We start from the raw sequence: 20,243 nt of genomic DNA on the forward strand, positions 1-20,243 counted from the left end.
AAAGTAAAATTGATCTAATTTTACTAAAAAGCCAATAATAATCGAGTTAGAGTATGAATGTACAATAATCCCACTTATCATAACATTGGTATGACTATCTTTTCCCACACTCTAATTCACCTCCTTTCATTATTCGATCACTACTCCTTAAAGAATTGGTTATACACTCGTTCACCATCCTTTAAACAAACTAAAAAGAGTGGATTGTAGGTTGCTTCTTCCATTGCAACTCCTACTATCCACTCATGTTCTGCTTGATAACTATATAATTGAAACAACACTGGATTCGGTAATAATTTCAGATCAGCCTCTAAAATCAGGCTCTCATCTAGTTCGTCATGATCTAGAAGTACAGCTTCCTGACCTACCTCATCTAATACAACTGCTACATCTAATTTCTCTTCCATAAAACTTTTAAACCTCTTTATATCAAACATGACCTAGCTCCTTTCTCACCTTTTTTATTGAGTAACAACAGTATGGCTATACGGTACTAACTTCCATTGATACTTCAGAGCAGGATAAAGAGGATGAAAACCTTTTCGACCAAAATTCGCCTCTATTTGAAGTATGTTCGCTTTCTTATCTAACAGAATGGCTAAAATCATATTTAGGCGTTCTACAGCCTTCTTGATTTTCTCTGCTCCTTTACCAACAGCAATAATAATATCATCTGCTCTTACAACAGCTTCTTGAATGCATTTTAAATTATCAGTAACAGACTCTTTAGTTTCTTTACCTTCAATAGTTGGAAATAGATTTACAATATCTACAACCCCATATCCTAATCTTGTGAGATTATTAATGACAAACATTGTTGTATGGTCTTGCACTACTTCATCTGCTTGACCTGCATTTTTCATAATGATAAGGGCTTTCTTCTTGTTCTTGTCCCACTCTTTTCTAATAAGATACTTGTTATTCTTATCGTCATCATAAATGACTTCTGTCTTTATCGTGCTTTTTGTTGTTTTCACTGTTCTCACTCCTATCAAATATAGCCTTTTTCTTTCAAAGAAGTATAGGTTTCATCGCCAACAATAATGTGATCTAGTACGTCAATACCTATTATTTTTCCTGCTTCTACTAACCTCTTAGTCACCTCAATATCTTCCTTGCTTGGTTCCACCCTTCCTGAGGGATGATTATGCCCAACAATTATGGAAGCAGCATTTGATAGTATTGCAGATTTCATAACCTCTCTAGGATGGACAATGCTTGCATTTAAGCTACCAATATGACAAATATTAATAGATACTGGTTGGTTCTTTGTGTCCAGAGAAACTACAATAAATTGCTCACGGTCTGCATCTTCTAAAAACTGTTTTAATAATTTGTATCCATCTTCTGGAGACCTTACTGTTCGTTCTTTGTAAAGAAGGCTTGACTCTTTTACTAGTTTTAATGAAACAATGTTTACTCTTTTTGCTGGTATTTCCTTTCCTGACTTCAGTAGACTTATTTGACTTTTCACAGTTATTCCTCCTTTAAATAAAATAAGCCTTATCTCCAAAGAGATAAGGCTTATTTTGGTTAATATTCATATTAATAATATATATTCATTTCTTATTTTAAATACGCTTTGGTTCTTATTTATATTCTCCGTTTAAACTATTTAAATGGGTTTAGAAACACAAATTCGAATCAAATAACACAAACCTATATATTCCATATTTATTCTCTAAAGATTGGACTTCTTTATTAAAATAAGTTAACTACAAATAAATGTCCTATTTTGAAAAAGGAACACTCAGAATGAGTAAATTACCAGTTTTTCCTTTTTAATGGTATATTTATAATAGGTATAAAATTCTAACTCTATGGTGGTGTCTAATTTGGATAATCTAACTATCTATTATGATGATCTTCAAGAAGGAATGTGGTTCAAAAATTTAAACCCTTTGTTGTCTACCTCTTCACTTGAACCCATTACTGGGTCAATTGCCCAAAATCCTAAAATAGCAAAAGCATTAAAATACGATCGAGCCGATATTATTTTAGCTCATAACGATGAACCTATTTTAGTAGTAGAAAGAACTATTGAGGTACCAAGTGGGCACAATGTTGGGCAAAGATTTGCCAGAATAGCAGGTGCGGCTGAAGAATCAATACCTTCGGTTTATTTTTTTCCTTATAAAGCAACTAAACACGGTGGTGAAACAGCTGGCCCACGATACGCTAATTTAAGGCTTTTTTATTCCTTATCTGAGCTTATAAATTATACAGGTTCAGCTGTAACCACAATTAATTGGCCAGTAGATGAAGATTGTGAGATAATCACAACTCCAGAAAAGGATAATGATTTAAAAATTTATTTGGATTTGTTTTTAAACTATTACATTGAACATGGGATGGAAAATATTAATGAATATATATTAAACTCGGAATTCCAACAAGACCAATATAACGAAGTAGCCGATTTTTCAAGAAGTCTAAAACGTAGAACTACTTATGATAGTCCACCACCATCAGTTAAGATCTACAGTACGAATGACTTTAGTGTAGAATATGGTCATAATATAAGTAATTCAAATAATAATAATATCGTAGTTTATGAAATTGGAATGAATTATCTTCGTTCGGATCCATATACAGGTACAGCTATGCTCTATGAATATTTATATAAAAAGCCATCTGATAACCTTCTTGTTCTACATTTTAAGAATTTGGCAACTGAAGATTGGAATAACCTTGCAACATCCGATCGAAAAGATATTAAACTCTATAGACATGTATCAGATGGAATATTATTTACTGATGGTTACATTAAAAAATCTAATTTATAAATAAATTTGGCGTTTATTATCACTATAATAATAGACGCCATTCCTATCTAAATTACTCCTTTTTAAAAAACAATAAATGTTCTCCTTTCATTTTATTTGCTCTTCGGTTTTTCCCATTTCTTTTAGCTGAAGCAACTAGTTTGAATCCTGAACTATTACCTAATTCAATACTCATTTTCGATAAATCTATCACATTACCTTTGACTGTAGGATTTGCAACCATAACAAACATATATTTTCCCTTTTTCAACACTCTATAGGATTCATCGAAAAATTGAGCATAACCAGTTTTAAACTTATCTACAACATATTTTGAAGTTCTTTTACCACCAGTCAACTTCCCATCTAATTCTTTTGGCTCATAACCTAACCATTTCAAACTTATTGATCCATACTCCGCATAAGGAACAGCAGCAATATAAGGGGGATGCGTTATTATTGCATCCACTGAACTGTTTTCTAAACTCAATGCCCTATTATCCCCTAGATTAATCGACGGCTTAAATTTCTCTAAAATTTCCGTATCTAATCTTTTTACTCTATCAATTGCTTCCTTAAGACTTTGTAGAAATGCTGGTATAGGGTCTGATTTCTTTCTTAGATGCCACTCCTTATCATACATAACATTCGGATATGAAGGATGCGCATTACTACACCTTCTTAAAATTTCACTTAATGCAATTAAACCTAAATTTCTCAAACCTTCATCTTCAAATTTTTCAATTGAAGTAGAAATAGAAACTAGTTTTATAAGTACACTTTTTTCAAACCATTTATTAAACCACTCATCATTCATCTTTTGATGCATTAAAACTTCATTTTGGATAAAACTTTTGAAATCCTCATCTATATTAAATAAATTATCCTCAAAATACGCATCAAGTTTCACACAAAAGTTTTCAAAATGATTATATAGGCTATTCAGCTTTTCTGTAGATATAGGTGAATTTTTAACCTTAGCTATTAAAACTGCTAGAGGATTTAAATCAATACCAATAGAGTATCTTTCTAAATACGATGCCTCTAACAAGGTTGTTCCAGACCCCATATAAGAATCTAAAATTACATCACCTTTTGATGTTATTAATTCAATTACTTTTGAAGCTATTTGAGGAATAAATTTCCCTGAGTATCTATGGATATTATGAGTTAAAAATTGGGTATCAACATCTCCAAATTCCCAGTCTTCACCATTAATGATTTTTTCTAAATTTAAGTTCTCTAGTATTGCCAATTTACTCGTCACCTTCTAGCAAAGTATTATTGAACAGATCCCAGAGCTCTACATTTTCAATATGATTTACCAATATATATTTAAAATCGGGATCTATTATCTTAACTTTCGAGCTCGATGAAAAAGCTAAACATGGAGTAAACTGAATTTCTGATATGGTGTATGGAATCTCAATCTTCCTTTCAATCACAAACTTTTGAAAAGCTACAATTAATTCTTCCCTTTTTTCATTCATTAATTCTATCAGTTTTTCCCTATCCTCCATTGAAAATCTAGGCTTTGCCTCTATAATTAAAATCTCATTGTTTTTTCTAACAAATAAATCTGGCACGAATTTACCCTTACTATGTCTTCTGGGATCTGGACTATTATCTCTAGCAACATCTAAATCAACAATATTTAATACGGCCAGTTCATCATCTGTTCCACCAGGATATTGCCCTGCAATTAGTTGCCAGCCTTGACGTTTAAAGAACCCCCTCATAGCTACGTGAATATATCCTTCATTCATTCTCATTATTGTAACTCCTTTTCGAAGAACATTATATATTCTTCCTCAATAATACGATCTTGCCATGGAACTTGGGAGTTTGAATTATTTGTCTTCAATTTATGTCTAGTAATATTATAAAGCTTTAATCCGTGATACTTAAAAATTTCTTCGATTATTTTATGTGTCGGAATTATATGATCTCCAATTTTTTTATTTCCAATTACAAAAGCTATTTTCCCACCACATTTTAACCATAGTTTAAATTTTTCTGCAAGATCATACATATCATCAAAAAATTGCATCATCATTAATGTTCTAGTTTTTGTTTTTTTAGTTTCTGTTTCGTCATAAATTGCTTCAAAAAACGAATTAAATGTAGCACTAATATTTGTAGATTTAAATGATTTTACAGTAGGAACTTCCTTTGGTAAAAACTCAGAGCCTATTACCGATTCACCAATCTCATAGGGGTCTACATTTAAAATAGATTCTAGGGTCTTAAATGATAATAAATGCGTTCTTAAATAACTAATTGACTCTACACCATATGGAGGAGATGTAATAATATAAGAAATAGATTCCTTTTCGAGATTAGTCTTTAATACATCGTTTTCTATTAACTTAATTTCGTTTGGGGATGCAATAGTTGTAGCATGTGTCTGATATGATCTTTTTATCGAGTTAGCCATCTTTATTAATTGTGACTTAACCAATGATAGAACATCTACATTTTCACGAGGTACTTTACTATACTCAGCTCTTACTACATCTACGTCTACATTACCAATACTTCTCATTTTAGATGATAATGCTACCAATAGAACATCCTTTAAATACCCCTCAATTGTTTTAGCAAACTCAACTACTATAGATACACCTAAGAGTGCTTGTTTGGAAAACCATTTTTCATAATTAGTAAAATCCAAAACAGTATTGCCTTCTCGATTTATAATTTCATCATATGAAAACTCATTAATATCTCTATCACTTATAAATGTTGTCCATCGTTCAACATAGAAAACTTCTAGGTGAGCTATTATATTTAGAATTTCATCAGATGTTTCTCTAAACTGAGCCTTAGTTCTAGTGATTAAAGCTGACAAAGGTGAAATTTCAATTCCAATTGCAGGAATACCTAATAACCTGCATTCAACTAATGTTGTCCCACTTCCAGCAAATGGATCCAAAACTAAATCATTCTCTGTTGCCTGAAAGTGATTTAAAATCGCCCTAACTAAGTGAGGTGGAAATCTCCCAATATATCTATGCCATCCATGGGTTCCATAATTTGAATTCCACGATTTAGCACTTTTACTACTCTTTTCTAATAATGACTGTGCAGTTTCTATATCTTCTACAGATTTCACAAGAGAAAGTCTATTTAAGTAAATCTCCTCTGATATCATGAGATTTTCATGTTCCTGTAGGTCTATTAAGAAATCGTGGAATGTCTTTTGATCCTCTGGTCCATTAACCACATAAGGTGCATAAAAAATACTCTTTTCCCCAGATGGTATTTTCAATTTTCTATTTGGAATACTTAATCCTAGTTCTTTTGATCCCTTTTTTTGTATCAAAACTTCTCTTAATCTATCTTCACCAATAATTTTAAGCTCTCTTAACTTTTGAATACCTAAGTTAGATGGTTTATGATTAGACTCCCATCTAACAATTGTACTTTTAGAAACTTCCATTAAATCCGCTAAATCCCCTTGGGTAAAACCCATATTAATACGATATTCTTTTAGTTCATTACCAACATTAATCATACTTTTCTCCTTTTGGCAGTGCTTAATATCAAAATGATAACACACCATTGCTTTTATAAAAACTATTAATATTAAAATGACTTTTGCAACAAAATTATAAAATATAAATTTAACGTTTCTCTACTTTCAACAATTTAAAAAGATAGCTAATTCAATAGGAATTAACTATCTCAATAAAAAACCTCATTTACTTATGGTACGGTTCTCCCCGATTAATCCTAAAAGCCCGATAAATCTGTTCTACCAAAATCAGTCTCATCAATTGATGAGGAAAGGTCATTTTTGAAAAGGATAAGCTCTCATCAGATCGCTTCATGACAGTATCGCTTAAGCCCAATGATCCCCCAATTACGAATGCCACTTTACTTTTTCCATAGGTAGCGAGTTTATCAAGTCCATCTGCGAGTTCTTCTGATGATTTCATTTTCCCTTGGATAGCGAGTGCAATGACATGGGTATCTTGACTAATTTTTGCTAAGATCCGCTCGCCCTCTTTATCTTTAATTTGTTCCATTTCAATTTCGCTTAGTGTTTCAGGTGCTTTTTCGTCTGCCAGTTCAATGACTTCGACTTTCGCATACGAGGTTAATCGTTTCAAATATTCGTCTATTCCTTGTTTTAAATATTTCTCCTTCAATTTGCCAACCGTAATAATTGAGATATTCACAGCTTGTCCTCACTTTACAAACAAGTTATCCACAGAAGTTATCCACATATACACAATTTCCGTCCACATATTGTATGCGAATATTAGTTCGCCACCATATATATTGCAGGATTATTACAATATTCACAGGTTATTAACAGCTCATTTTCTTGTGTGAACTCTTTTAATTCTGGTGCTACTTCATGCTCGTCCACTACTACATCCAGCGCTAGTTCAACATGTTCTTTACAGCAATATATCATATATTTTTCCGCTCCTTTAATCCATCTTTTTTTATTAATTTCCCCTAAATGTGATAGAAAAATCAACTACTTTACTTATCCACAATTTTTTCCCTTTACAAAATATCCACACTCATCATACCACAAACCAAAAATAAGAGAGCCTCCATTTAAGGCTCTCTTACTTATCCACATCGCTCAACTTAAAAAGTTTGGCCGCTTAATGTCATCGTGACTTCTTCCAACTTCCCTTGTCGATAGAATGTAATATTTAATTTGTCTCCAATTTTCTTTTTCACATATAGATGCTTGCGTAGACCAGGAACATCTTCAATTTTTTCTCCGTCCATTTCAACAATTACATCGAACTCCTGTAATCCTGCCTTTGCAGCTGGAGAGCTTGGATCAACTTGCGTAATGGCAACCCCTTTTGTTACATCATTAGGAAGTTTTAGTGTGTTTTGACGGTGATATTGGCTTACTTCTTCTACCCCAGCCAAATTAACTCCCATGTATGGACGACGTACTTCACCATACTTTTCAAGATCCTCAATAATAGGAATAGCCGAATTGATTGGAATCGATAATCCAATACCTTCTACTGCTGACTGCGCAATTTTCATGGAATTTATCCCTACCACTTGACCGTTTAAATTTACCAGCGCTCCTCCACTATTTCCTGGGTTAATCGCTGCATCCGTTTGGATAACTTCAGAATTCCAATCAACCACTCCGTCTTGGTTTACATCAATTTCTATTGTTCTTTCAAGACCAGAGATTATTCCTTGTGTAACAGATCCAGAAAATTGTAGGCCTAATGGATTACCAATGGCTATTACAGGTTCACCTGGTTTTAAACTATTGGAATTTCCAAACTCTGCAATTGTTTTAACCTTATCGGAATCGACTTCTACGACAGCCAAATCGGTCCAAACATCGCTTCCTAATAACTTGGCAGGAAGTTTTGTACCATCAGACAATGTCACTTCTAATTCATTGGCTCCATCAATAACGTGGTGATTCGTTACAATAAAGGCCTTACCATTGCCTTTTTTGTATACAACACCCGAACCCGTTCCAGCTTCACCGGCCTGTTGTTGCCACATGCTAGATTGCTGAATATTGGTGATGCCAACCACTGCATCTCCTGCCTTATCAACAGCTTGTGTCACAGAAGTTGTTACATTAACAGAAACATTCTGTTGAATGCCATTTGTTGTTTTTCCTTCTTTTTTCTGTTCAATTTGAATATCATTTTCATTAACCGTTTCGATACCAAGACGAGGGAGAGCGATAACGACTATTAAAGCACCAATAATTGCACCTACCAGTCCTGCAAAAAAAGTTCCTCCACGCCCCTTCTTTTTAGATCTCACATGTTCATAATCTTGATCATAATATCCCAATCTCCTCATTCCTCTCTTTCCTACTATATAATGGCTCTATTATTGTTTGTTTTACAGCTTCATAATACTCTGCAATTCTTAAAATTTGCTTAAAAAATAAAAAAGGAACGAGAAAATTATTCTCATTCCTTTTTTAACCATATTTGACTAAACACAAACTAATTCAGTCGGTTTTTTTGGATCTGTGTCAAATAAATCAAAATTTTCCCCTACTCGGATTCCTTGTGCCTCCAATGTTTGGGCAACTGACATTCGGGCAAGATCCTTCATGTTATTATCAAGACTTAGATGGGCTAAGTAAATGCGTTTCGTCCTGTCCCCAGCTACTTCACTCATAGCGATGGCTGCATCTTCATTGGAAACATGGCCCACATCGCTTAATATTCGACGTTTAACACTCCATGGATAACGGCCCATACGTAACATTTGAACATCATGATTACTTTCAAATATATACGCATCTGCGTTCGATATGATACCTTTCATCCGATCACTGACATACCCTGTATCTGTGATTTGTACTACCTTTTTTCCTTGGTGGTGAAACACATAAAACATCGGCTCTGCAGCATCATGTGATACTCCAAAAGATTCAATATCAAGGTCTCCAAAACTTTGAACTGTTTCCATATCAAAGACAAATTTTTGATCTGTTGATATTTGTCCAATGCCTGATTCCATGGCTGCCCATGTTTTTTCATTGGCATAGATAGGTAAATTGTATTTTCGGGCTAAAATGCCAAGCCCTTTAATATGGTCACTATGCTCATGCGTTACTAAAATAGCAGAAAGCTTGGAAGGGTCTCGGTTGATTTGTTGAAATAACAAATCCATTTGCTTTCCACTTAAGCCGGCATCGACTAAAATCGAATGCTCCTCCGTTTCCACATAAAACGCATTTCCTGTACTCCCGCTTGCGAGAACACTAAAATGCAAAGACATGTTATCTCACTCCATTATTTTATCTTCTGTATCAAACTGTATAATTTGACCTTCTAACGCGTTCACGTACATATTTTCTTCATCATTGATGACAATTCGCCACGTCGGGGTCAAAACATGTGAAGCTGTCAATTGGACCAGTGTATAATAACCAAGCTCCACCTTAGTAATTTTACTTTTTGGCTTTAAATATCCTTTTGTAAAAAGGGTTTCAATGGCCTTAATGGCAGGAAGTACTTCTTCTTCCTCATTAAACTCTTCGATATTCTCTAAGAGTGTCTGCTCATAGGAAGTAACTTCTCTATTCGCATTCATATATAGAACTAGTTTGCCATTCATATTATTATAAAACATTTTATTGTCATAGGTTTGATAGTAGATAATGGCATTTGTCGCCTTATCATAATTCCAATACTTATATTGATCGCCACTTAATACCGTATCCTTAACAAAGGAGTCCAAAGCTTCATTATGGGTCCCTTCTGAAAGTGGGAATGGTTTTTCCAACTTGGCAAAAAGCTTTTGGTTATCGTAAAGTGTGGCTTCTTGATAATTGAGCTTTTTTATATCATCCTCAGTGAAGTTTTTACTTTTTGAACTTACATAACGTTCCTTCACTGATTCTTTAGGTAAGGCTGTATACTTAATCTCATTTTCACTCAGCCGTTCTTCAAACGAGGATTCTGCAACAAGCTCGTACTGATTGGAATTTTTCTTTTCAAAATACTGATAGATAAGAAACAAATCGAGAATTAAAAAAACTAGAATGAATATCGTCTTTGTTTTATTCCAATCCACTACGTACACCTCCTCGTTCAGGGAAGATAACCCTAATCCAGGCACCACCATATCGGTAATACCATGCAGGCTCTAAAGAAATGATTTTTTGCTCTAATGGATCGCGACTCAGTTTGTAGCCAACTACTAAGTCTTCCAATAAGTTAGGGTCAAAATCCCTCAATGAGGTGACTTCTTCAAATGCCTCTTTACCTGTTGGTAACACATTTTCCTTTATCTCAGAAGGAAGTGGAAAATCGAGCGAGAAATAGGGACGCGTATACTGGTAGATTTCATCCTTACTCCATACTTGCACTATTTCAGACATTCCTTCTTCATTAAAGACAGGAAGTCCTTGAAGAAAAAGACGAAATACCGTTTTTTGTTCTGCTTCACTTAATTCCGCAAAACGATATTGGTCTTCCCAACCTGCATGATCATTTACAAAATCAATGCTCTTCTGAAGCAAATCGTCCGATTGAGGCGGTATATTCTTTCGTTTTGCTGGATTTACATAGTAAATCATCATGGTATTGTAATACACGTTCATTAAGCTCGAACCGTCCGTATATTCCTCACCTTGTGCAATATAGTCCTGTTTTACAATGCTTGGATCGCTAAACAGTGCATCACGAAATTTCTTCGTATCCAAATAAATAGGATAATATTTATACTGAGGAAGTTTAACCATTTCTTTTGGCAGGAAAAACATTTTACGATCTGACAATTTATAAGACTCATACTTTGGGTAGCGATATGCATACGAATAGAAATCCTTGTTGAAGGTTTCAAGCAAGGAAATGTTAACACTTGCTCTATATACTTTTCTTTCATCATATGCCACGAAGTAGAGGCTATCCTGACCCTTAATGGTATTTATTACAATCCGGTCGAACTTAAATTCTGGAAATTCCTTTTCATTGATTCGAATAATATTCTTATAAACTCCTAAAGGAACTTTTCCCGAAAATTTGATTTCTGTGTTTCCTTTACCATGAACAAAATTTAAGAAATCCCTGTCCGGTATCGATTGACTGATATCCTTAATGGTGTCTAAATTCCATTTTGATATCTCTAACATCGTCTTTTCAATTTCATTTTCATTGGATGTTCCATACGTCGTATCATGATGGTATAAAATCTGGGTTGGTCGGATGACACTTTCAAGTTCCTGTTTATTTGAAATTGCGACTTCCATATATTGAGTTTGCTCGATCTGATCAAGATTAGGTTGGTATGTCCAAATATTCCATGTCAAAAAAACACTCAGCAATACTAAAACAGTAAGAATGACAGATTTGATACTTTCTACATTCATGACCATTCATCCTCTTGTTCCTGCTCATACGGTAAAGTGAAATAAATCGTTGTTCCTTTGCCGTCTTCACTTGTTGCCCAGATTTTACCGTCATGAGCTAATACCATTTCTTTAGCAATAGCAAGTCCAAGTCCAGTTCCACCTAGATTACGGGAACGTGCCTTATCGACTCGATAGAAACGGTCAAAGATCTTGTCCAATTTATCTTTAGGAATACCCACACCTTGGTCTGTGATGCTAATTTGCAACATGCTCTCCATCACATTGACCGTGAATGAAATTTGCCCACCCTCCGGTGAATATTTCATTGCATTAGAGATGATATTGTATAAAACTTGTGTGATTTTGTCTTCATCAATCTCCACAAACAGAGAATCTTTAGGGATGTTCCTTTTAAACGTAATGTTTTGTTGCTTCGTCATCTCAAATCTATCAATGATATGGTTAAAAAAGACACTAAAGTTTACCCAATCCTTTGATAGTCGATAATCCTTGCTATCTAGTTTGGAAAGTTGTAGTAAGTCATTAACAAGACGAATCATTCGTTCCGTTTCGTTTTGTGTCACGCTTAAAAAATTCGGTGCAATATTTTCATCCTTCCATGCCCCTTCAACTAACGCTTCCAAATAACTTCTCATCGTCGTTAGTGGTGTCCGCAGCTCATGTGAAACATTGGCAACAAACTCTCTTCTTTCCTCATCAATTTTTTCCTGCTCGGTGATATCATGTAGCACCGTAATTAGTCCATTAACGAAGCCTGTTTCTTTTTGGATGACTGAAAAATTCGCCCTTAATATATATGGTTCATTTTTCGTGCTGTAGTCTAGAATCACTGATTCCTGTTCATTCAATAAATCTTCAAACGTATATTCATCCTCTAAGCCAAGCAAGTTTACGATTGGCTGTGAAAGGACCGTTTCACGTGAAACATTCAACATCTGTGCTGCTGGCTCATTAATCAGTATGACCCTACCTCTTCGATCCGTAGATATCACTCCATCCGTCATATAAGATAGAACGGAAGAAAGCTTGCGCCTCTCTCCTTCAGTAGATGCCTGTGCATCTTGAAGTTTCTTAGTCAGATTATTGAAAGTAATGGCTAACTGACCTATTTCATCATAACCATAGACCTTTACTTTTCTAGAAAAATTGCCTTTTGCTAATGCTAGTGCTTGACGTCTCATATCAGACATAGGACGAGTGATGGTCTGTGCCAATAGAATCCCTAAAATGGCTGTAATTCCAAGAGCAATTGCAGTCCCAGAAGCGAAGATATTATTGATTTCTCTCATCTGTTTAAATACATTCTCGATCTTTGCATTGAGGTAAATAGCTCCTATTACTTCACCTTTTGATTCAATCGGTGAGGAAAGAACCCAAATCCTGTTTTTTGTTTTCGGATTCACTAATACTCTGCTTGATTCAGATCCAACCACTAACGTACGTTTAATCAGACGTTCGGTCGTCCTTTTACCAACAATTCCTTGATTATCAATGTCCGAGGTTCCGATGATTCGCCTGCGCGTGTCAATCACACGAACCTCAGTAATATCAACAGCTGAAAAATCCAGCAGTATTGAACGTATGTCTTCCTCTAAAGTAGGAGAATCGTCATCACGTTCTTTCACCATTTCCTCTTCAATATTGTATTCGAGAAGGTTCACACGTTCGCTTAGGGATTTTTGAAAGTTATCAATTAGACGATCCTCTAATTGATCAACAAAGTATACGCCAATGATTTGCATGGCTACCAATATAAGCAATACATAAATCAGTACAAACTTAAGATGAATGGAACGAAAAAAACCCACTTTTTTCATTTACTTACTCCTGCTCTGGGTTGCGAAGGTAGTAGCCTACCCCTCTTCTTGTCACAATCCAACCTGGGTGACTAGGATTGTCCTCTATTTTTTCACGCAATCTTCTTACCGTTACATCAACGGTACGGACGTCACCGTAATAATCGTAACCCCAAACGGTTTGAAGTAAATGCTCACGAGTCATTACTTGCCCAATATGTTTAGCTAGATAATGTAGTAATTCAAATTCACGATGAGTCAATTCAATGGTTTCACCACGCTTTGATACTACATAGGCATCTGGATGAATAGTTAATGACCCAATCGTGATTTCCCTTGTTTCCTCTTCTTCTTGGCTGGAATTCACAATGGCCTGTTGACGTCGCAAGTTCGCTTTTACACGGGCAATCAATTCTCTTGTACTAAAAGGCTTAGTCACATAATCATCCGCACCTAGCTCGAGACCAAGAACTTTATCAATCTCAGAATCCTTTGCAGTCAACATAATAATTGGGATTTCATACTTTTTACGGACCTCACGACATACTTCCATGCCATCCCTTTGTGGCAACATGATATCCAATAAGATTAAATCTGGTTTTAACTCTTCAACCATTTCAAGTGCTTCATTGCCATCGTAGGCACAATGAACATCAAAACCCTCTTTTTTTAGATTAAATTGCAGTATATCTGCAATTGGCTTTTCATCATCTACTACTAGAATTTTTTTATCCATACATTCGACTCCTTTAAATTCAGTTTACTCTCATCTAAATAGAACATTCATAAAAATCGTATATCAAAGGATGACTCTAATAAAAAAATATCTATGTACCCACTATTACTTTAACATGATATACATAGTAATTCATCTTTTTGAATAGTCCAGGTACATAACGTGTTAATTACCCCTCTATTTTAAAAAAGTCCCCGGAGTTTAATCCGAGGACTGTATTGCTATCTATTCAAGTATGACAATGGATTTACATGTTGGCCATTTTTTAGTACCTCAAAATGAAGGTGAACACCTGTGGAATTGCCTGTAGATCCCATGACACCAATTTTCGTTCCACTTTCTACTACATCTCCAACATTTACATCGATACTAGATAGATGAGCGTAATGAGTTACCATACCGTTATTATGATTAATTTCTATTTTATTTCCATATCCGCCATCTCTTCCAGCAAAGATTACAACACCATTATCAGCTGCTTTAATTGTGCGGTTGGTTGGACGAGCAATATCGATACCTTTATGCATTTTTCCCCAACGATGTCCCATTTTACTGGAGATGTATCCCCCAACAGCGGGCCATGAAAATTTTCCGCTGCCACGAGAAGGGATCACCTTGGTTCCTTTAATAATAATTTGAGGTACCGCATCTTGAATTACCTTTTCAGACAATACACTTTGAGCAGAAGGCTTTCCGTTTATCTCCCTAATAGAAAGATAAACTGCTTTTTGACCATTTTTTCCTTCTTGTTTCGTCTTTGTCTCACCTTTAGGTAATTGAGAATCTTCTATAACTTGTTTTTCAAATGGAATAGGTTGCTCACGTAATACTTCTTTTTCAACAACCACTTCTACCAAAGGTTTAGTAATCGTGACATTAAGATTCATTCCAGCTTTAATCATGGAATCTTCTGTTAATCCTGGGTTTAAAGCCAGTATAGTTTTCATATCCAGCTTATGGGCACTAGCAATACTGCTTAGTACATCGCCTTCTTTTACTTCATACTTTTTTTCTTCAAGAGTGCCTTTATTAATTAAGGTTAAAGCCTTTTGGACATCCAAAATATTTTCTGGATTCACAAAGGTTTCCTTTATATCTGTCAGTTTAGTAAATCTAACATCTGAAACTCTCGAACCTGGTTCTTCTAAAGGTGAAACGGTCACCGCCTGTTTCTTCCGTTCCTCTGCTACTGCCAACTCTTGCCCTGTCACGTACTGTAATTGTAGCGCTTTTAATGCTTGATTAGCAGACAATTTATCTTCTACATAAGCCACTGGATTCCCATCTACTGTAATCGCATAAGCTTTGGCATCGACAGTCATATCTTTATCCAAACGGTCTAGTACTTTTTTGCTTTGATGGTTCGGCTCAAACACATTTTCCTCGATAAGAGAAATATCTCGATCAGCGCCAAAATCCATGTGAGGATACTGCTTCTTAGCCTCTTCAATTTTATTCTGTAAAAGCGTTTCATACGCCTTCGTATCTGATAATCTTCCAATATATTCATCTTTTAAATATACATGATAAATAGTCTCTATATCTTTATCTTCCTTCGCAAATCCATGATGGAACGTCATGGAAGATAACGCAAACGTCAAAGCCGCAGCCTTAATGAAGACCTGCTTTGCACTCTTCCCCATCATCTTATCTCTTTTAAACAAAATTACTTCCCCCTATACTATACTTCGCCCTTCTCTTTGGAAGGGTTTATCTCTATGTATTTAGGTCGTAGATTTCACTGTTTTTAATAACCTCTACTAATTTAACATAGAAAAAAAACATGTGGGGGAACGTAGTCAATTTGTAACACAACTGTATAATTGATGTCATTTATATTACAGGTAAAAAGACTCATATCATGAAAAAAATACCAGATAACTACAAAACAAAAAACACTGATATCATCAGTGTTTTGAAGGATGGCTCGGGACGGAATCGAACCGCCGACACAAGGATTTTCAGTCCTTTGCTCTACCGACTGAGCTACCGAGCCATATAATAATATTTCGCCGCTACATTTGATTAGCCTATCCTTTGTCCCCAACTCAGGAAGTTTCCCAAGCAGCAGCTCGTTGGGTACAACTCGTAGAATATTCATGGATGTGATGCTCGTTGCTCTACCGACTGAGCTACCGAGCCATATTAACATTCTGTAATAAATATAAATGGCGGTCCCGACGGGAATCGAACCCGCGATCTCCTGCGTGACAGGCAGGCATGTTAACCGCTACACCACGGGACCAGAATAAATGAAATGTATTAGGATAAATAACGAGCAAGGAAGCCGTCCTTGCCAGCCGCTTGCTCATTATTTATATGTGCCGATGACCCGTACGGGATTCGAACCCGTGTTACCGCCGTGAAAGGGCGGTGTCTTAACCGCTTGACCAACGGGCCATGAATAATAAACTGGTGAGCCATGGAGGACTCGAACCTCCGACCCTCTGATTAAAAGTCAGATGCTCTACCGACTGAGCTAATGGCTCGGATAAAATTGTAGCTTTGCCACATAGTTCTTGCAAAGTGCAATTCACCAAATTAGTAGCTCATACTATTTTTAAAGGTTACCAGCGACGTTTTTAATAGTATCATAGATACCTACAACAAAGCAATAGTATTTTTCTAAAAAAACTTATTGCCTGGACAATAGCATGTTCAACCCTAAAAAATTTTTATTTAAGAACATGATGGATAATCACCAAACAACCATATAAGCGTATCGATTTGATGCATTGTTAAGACATAAGTTAACCCCGATAAAAATAGAGGATGTCCCAAAATGGAACATCCTCTATTAGTGCTATTACATTCTCCAAGGATTATTTACAACATTCGTTTGTGAACGATCAGGTCCTACAGAGAAAATCGATAATGGAATACCAGTTAGTTGGGAAATGCGCTCTAAATAGTGACGGGCATTTTCCGGAAGTTCATTTAAGGATTTACAACCAGTAATGTCTTCTGTCCAACCTGGAAGCTCTTCATATACTGGTTCACATTGAGAAAGGACTTTAAGACTTGCTGGGAACTCCTCAATAACCTCGCCATTATAACGATACGCTACACAAATTTTCAATGACTCAATACCAGTAAGAACATCGATAGAATTAAGAGATAAGTCTGTAATTCCGCTTACACGACGAGCATGGCGAACTACCACTGAATCAAACCAACCTACACGACGTGGACGTCCTGTTGTTGTTCCATATTCACGACCAACCTCACGAATTTGGTGGCCGATCTCATTGTCTAGTTCAGTTGGGAATGGACCATCACCTACACGGGTTGTATACGCTTTGGATACTCCGACCACGTGATTGATTTTTGTAGGACCTACTCCAGAACCAATCGTAACTCCTCCTGCTACAGGATTAGAAGAAGTAACGAATGGATACGTTCCTTGATCAATGTCCAGCATGACGCCTTGAGCGCCTTCAAAAAGTACTCGGCGACCTTCGTCTAGAGCGTCATTCAACACTACAGATGTATCGCAAACATATTTTTTGATTTGTTGTCCGTACTCGTAATATTCATCTAAAATGTCTTCTAATTGGAAACCTTCCGTCTCATAGAACTTTTCCAATAAGCGATTCTTTTCGTTTAAATTATGCGTAAGTTTCTCTTCAAATACTTCGCGATCAAGAAGATCTGCCATACGGATTCCCATACGGGCTGCTTTATCCATGTATGCAGGACCAATCCCCTTCTTAGTCGTTCCGATCTTATTTGCACCTTTGCGCTCTTCTTCGACTTCATCTAATTTTAAATGATATGGAAGAATGACATGGGCACGATTACTAATGCGCAAATTGTCAGTAGTAATTCCTCTGTCATGAAGATATGCTAATTCCTTAAGTAAGGCTTTGGGATCTACAACCATACCGTTCCCGATTACACAAATTTTTTCACTATAGAATATACCAGAAGGAATTAAATGAAGCTTATATGTTTCACCATTAAACTTGATTGTGTGACCCGCATTGTTACCACCTTGATAACGGGCAATTGCCTCAGCATGCTCAGACAAAAAGTCTGTGATTTTACCTTTACCTTCATCTCCCCATTGTGTTCCCACAACAACTACTGATGACATATCCTGCACCTCCAAAGGTTCACGTTCGGTGATTTTTTAAATCGACCTCTTTTCAAACAAACTCATTTTATCAACAAAATCGAGTGAAAGTCAACCTAAATCCGAACAATTAGTAGAATAATGATATTATTTGTTCGTTATAATACTTGTTTCATAGATGAATAGATAACTGTAAAAGTATAAGAAACTTGGCTAGCACCAAGCCTAAAGTACAAAAAGCACCTCTCGATAAAAGAGGCGCTTCTTTAAGCTCCTGGGGGAATTGCGTCATCATCAAATCGACGTTCCAGGTTTACGAATTTATTATATTCTTTCACAAAAGCAAGTGAGACGGTTCCAACCGGACCATTACGTTGCTTAGCTATAATGATTTCTATAATATTCTTATTCTCTGATTCTTTATCATAGTAGTCATCACGATATAAGAAGGCTACGATATCGGCATCCTGCTCAATACTTCCTGATTCACGGATATCGGACATCATCGGTCTCTTATCTTGACGTTGCTCTACTCCACGGGATAGCTGCGATAAGGCGATGACAGGAACCTTAAGTTCACGGGCAAGCTCCTTAAGGGAACGTGAAATCTCCGATACTTCCTGTTGTCTATTTTCTCCAGAACGGCCGCTTCCTTGAATTAATTGTAAATAATCAATCAGTACCATTCCTAAACCCTGCTCTTGTTTAAGTCGTCGGCATTTAGCACGGATATCACTAATACGAATTCCAGGTGTATCATCAATAAAAATCCCTGCATTTGAAAGGCTTCCCATTGCCATGGTTAATTTACGCCAATCTTCATCCGTCAAAGAGCCTGTCCTTAATCCTTGTGCATTAATATTCCCTTCTGCACACAGCATACGCATTACTAGCTGCTCGGCACCCATCTCAAGACTGAAAATCGCAACATTTTCGTCTGTTTTCGTGGCGACGTTTTGAGCAATATTCAAGGCGAAGGCCGTTTTACCTACTGACGGACGAGCCGCTACAATGATTAAGTCATTGCGTTGAAATCCAGCTGTCATTCTGTCCAATTCAGAGAATCCAGTTGGGATTCCGGTAATATCTCCTTTACGATTTGCTAATTCCTCGATATTATCATAGGTTTTGACAAGAACATCTTTAATATTTTGGAAGGCACCAGCATTCTTTCGTTGTGCTACTTCCATAATATTTTTTTCTGCTTCACTCAAAAGACTTTCTACTTCGTCTTCACGGCTATATCCATCCTGAGCAATATTTGTTGCGGTTCGAATTAATCGACGAAGCAAGGACTTTTCTTCAACAATCCTTGCATAGTATTCGATATTTGCAGCGGTTGGCACTGAGTTTGCCAATTCACTCAAATATACAACTCCCCCAACCTCCTCAAGATTTTTGGATGCTGCTAGCTCTTCTGTAACAGTGACTAAATCGACTGCCTTTCCATTATCATTCAACGTTAGCATGACATTGAAAATCTTTTGGTGGGATGCACGATAAAAATCGTCCGGTATCAAAACTTCAGAAGCAAGTGTTAAAGAAGATGGCTCTAGGAATACAGCTCCTAGTACAGCCTGCTCGGCTTCTATATTTTGTGGTGGTATACGATCGCGAAAGATTTCATTCATATGTGTACCTCCCATCTTTAATTAAAAGCATATATATGAGGGTAATAATTGTTAAATTCAGTATAAATTAGCAGATGATACATTAGAAAACTCGCCATGTCATTTGGCGAGCCTTATTAGAACACTTGGCGAGCGCCAAGACTTAGATGGCGAATGCCTAGTTGCACGTATATATAAATCCTACAATTCGTCACTTGTTCGAGATACTTCTTTGCTGCCACTTTACACTTCTTAAAAGTGATTCAAAAGCAGTAGTTTTTAATCTTTTTAAAAGTAAAAAAAAATGTGATGAGCCCAAACTAGGAATAGATGGGCTCCATCACATTTTACAGCTTTTACATTCTAGGGTAAAGAGCTATTTTTTGGTTAATCATACGAAGTAAGTTGAA

Annotated in this window: 18 protein-coding genes and 4 tRNA genes; 1 reads left to right on the forward strand and 21 read right to left on the reverse strand. The window is 36.0% G+C overall.

From position 1 onward, the window contains the following. Window positions 1-140: 140 nt before the first annotated feature. Genes DBX25_RS18530 through DBX25_RS18540 form a run of 3 tightly spaced genes read right to left on the reverse strand, consistent with a single transcriptional unit; the run spans window position 141 to window position 1,474 of the window. Window positions 141-437 carry a hypothetical protein gene (locus DBX25_RS18530; RefSeq protein WP_108672244.1) on the reverse strand — a complete coding sequence of 99 codons (297 nt, stop codon included), beginning with the start codon at window positions 435-437 and terminating at the stop codon, window positions 141-143. Window positions 438-461: 24 nt separating this feature from the next. Continuing rightward, window positions 462-977: a DUF1643 domain-containing protein gene (locus DBX25_RS18535; RefSeq protein WP_108672245.1), complete on the reverse strand. Its 516-nt coding sequence runs from the start codon at window positions 975-977 to the stop codon at window positions 462-464. 14 nt (window positions 978-991) lie between these two features. After that, a complete protein-coding gene (locus tag DBX25_RS18540; RefSeq protein WP_240620421.1) occupies window positions 992-1,474 on the reverse strand; it encodes a JAB domain-containing protein in 483 nt (160 codons plus the stop codon). A gap of 361 nt (window positions 1,475-1,835) precedes the next feature. Between DBX25_RS18540 and DBX25_RS18545 the strand changes: the two genes are divergently transcribed. Beyond that, on the forward strand, window positions 1,836-2,786 hold the full coding sequence (locus DBX25_RS18545) for a hypothetical protein (protein WP_108672246.1): 951 nt from the start codon (window positions 1,836-1,838) through the stop codon (window positions 2,784-2,786). 52 nt (window positions 2,787-2,838) lie between these two features. Here DBX25_RS18545 and DBX25_RS18550 read toward each other — a convergent pair whose 3' ends face one another. The 18 genes from DBX25_RS18550 to dnaB form a co-directional block, all read right to left on the reverse strand. Further along, entirely contained in the window at window positions 2,839-4,020 is a 1,182-nt protein-coding gene (locus DBX25_RS18550) for a DNA methyltransferase (RefSeq protein WP_157951016.1), read from the reverse strand. Between the two features lies 1 nt (window position 4,021). After that, window positions 4,022-4,537, reverse strand: a complete 516-nt coding sequence (locus DBX25_RS18555; protein ID WP_108672248.1) for a hypothetical protein — start codon at window positions 4,535-4,537, stop codon at window positions 4,022-4,024. Further along, complete coding sequence (locus tag DBX25_RS18560) at window positions 4,537-6,282, reverse strand: DNA (cytosine-5-)-methyltransferase (RefSeq protein WP_170110145.1); 1,746 nt, start codon at window positions 6,280-6,282, stop codon at window positions 4,537-4,539. The genes DBX25_RS18555 and DBX25_RS18560 overlap by 1 nt, the downstream gene beginning before the upstream one ends. Before the next feature lie 187 nt (window positions 6,283-6,469). Further along, on the reverse strand, window positions 6,470-6,949 hold the full coding sequence (gene rlmH, locus DBX25_RS18565) for a 23S rRNA (pseudouridine(1915)-N(3))-methyltransferase RlmH (protein WP_108672250.1): 480 nt from the start codon (window positions 6,947-6,949) through the stop codon (window positions 6,470-6,472). 83 nt (window positions 6,950-7,032) lie between these two features. Continuing rightward, window positions 7,033-7,191 (reverse strand): CxxH/CxxC protein, encoded by a 159-nt coding sequence (locus tag DBX25_RS18570; protein ID WP_108672251.1) that lies wholly within the window; start codon window positions 7,189-7,191, stop codon window positions 7,033-7,035. A 182-nt stretch (window positions 7,192-7,373) separates the two neighbouring features. After that, window positions 7,374-8,576, reverse strand: a complete 1,203-nt coding sequence (locus DBX25_RS18575) for a S1C family serine protease (RefSeq protein WP_108672289.1) — start codon at window positions 8,574-8,576, stop codon at window positions 7,374-7,376. A 147-nt stretch (window positions 8,577-8,723) separates the two neighbouring features. Further along, window positions 8,724-9,518 carry an MBL fold metallo-hydrolase gene (locus DBX25_RS18580; protein ID WP_108672252.1) on the reverse strand — a complete coding sequence of 265 codons (795 nt, stop codon included), beginning with the start codon at window positions 9,516-9,518 and terminating at the stop codon, window positions 8,724-8,726. A 6-nt stretch (window positions 9,519-9,524) separates the two neighbouring features. Next, on the reverse strand, window positions 9,525-10,316 hold the full coding sequence (locus DBX25_RS18585; RefSeq protein ID WP_108672253.1) for a two-component system regulatory protein YycI: 792 nt from the start codon (window positions 10,314-10,316) through the stop codon (window positions 9,525-9,527). Next, the gene (locus DBX25_RS18590; protein ID WP_157951017.1) at window positions 10,303-11,613 is read right to left on the reverse strand and encodes a YycH family regulatory protein; all 1,311 of its coding nucleotides are present in this window, start codon (window positions 11,611-11,613) and stop codon (window positions 10,303-10,305) included. Before DBX25_RS18590 ends, DBX25_RS18585 begins: the two co-directional genes overlap by 14 nt. Beyond that, complete coding sequence (gene walK / locus DBX25_RS18595; RefSeq protein ID WP_108672255.1) at window positions 11,610-13,433, reverse strand: cell wall metabolism sensor histidine kinase WalK; 1,824 nt, start codon at window positions 13,431-13,433, stop codon at window positions 11,610-11,612. The genes DBX25_RS18590 and walK overlap by 4 nt, the downstream gene beginning before the upstream one ends. A gap of 4 nt (window positions 13,434-13,437) precedes the next feature. Next, window positions 13,438-14,148: a response regulator YycF gene (gene yycF / locus DBX25_RS18600; RefSeq protein ID WP_108672256.1), complete on the reverse strand. Its 711-nt coding sequence runs from the start codon at window positions 14,146-14,148 to the stop codon at window positions 13,438-13,440. 221 nt (window positions 14,149-14,369) lie between these two features. Further along, window positions 14,370-15,812: a peptidoglycan DD-metalloendopeptidase family protein gene (locus DBX25_RS18605; protein ID WP_108672257.1), complete on the reverse strand. Its 1,443-nt coding sequence runs from the start codon at window positions 15,810-15,812 to the stop codon at window positions 14,370-14,372. Window positions 15,813-16,071: 259 nt separating this feature from the next. Then, a tRNA-Phe gene (locus DBX25_RS18610) sits at window positions 16,072-16,144 on the reverse strand. 173 nt (window positions 16,145-16,317) lie between these two features. Next, a tRNA-Asp gene (locus DBX25_RS18615) sits at window positions 16,318-16,393 on the reverse strand. Between the two features lie 83 nt (window positions 16,394-16,476). After that, window positions 16,477-16,548 (reverse strand) — tRNA-Glu (locus DBX25_RS18620). Window positions 16,549-16,561: 13 nt separating this feature from the next. Further along, window positions 16,562-16,637: transfer RNA gene (locus tag DBX25_RS18625), tRNA-Lys, on the reverse strand. A 317-nt stretch (window positions 16,638-16,954) separates the two neighbouring features. Continuing rightward, window positions 16,955-18,244, reverse strand: a complete 1,290-nt coding sequence (locus tag DBX25_RS18630) for an adenylosuccinate synthase (protein ID WP_108672258.1) — start codon at window positions 18,242-18,244, stop codon at window positions 16,955-16,957. A 245-nt stretch (window positions 18,245-18,489) separates the two neighbouring features. Continuing rightward, window positions 18,490-19,854 (reverse strand): replicative DNA helicase, encoded by a 1,365-nt coding sequence (dnaB, locus tag DBX25_RS18635; protein WP_108672259.1) that lies wholly within the window; start codon window positions 19,852-19,854, stop codon window positions 18,490-18,492. Window positions 19,855-20,243: the final 389 nt, after the last annotated feature.

This window comes from Peribacillus acanthi, assembly GCF_003073175.1.
GTDB classification, from domain to species: Bacteria; Bacillota; Bacilli; order Bacillales; family DSM-1321; genus Bacillus_BN; species Bacillus_BN acanthi.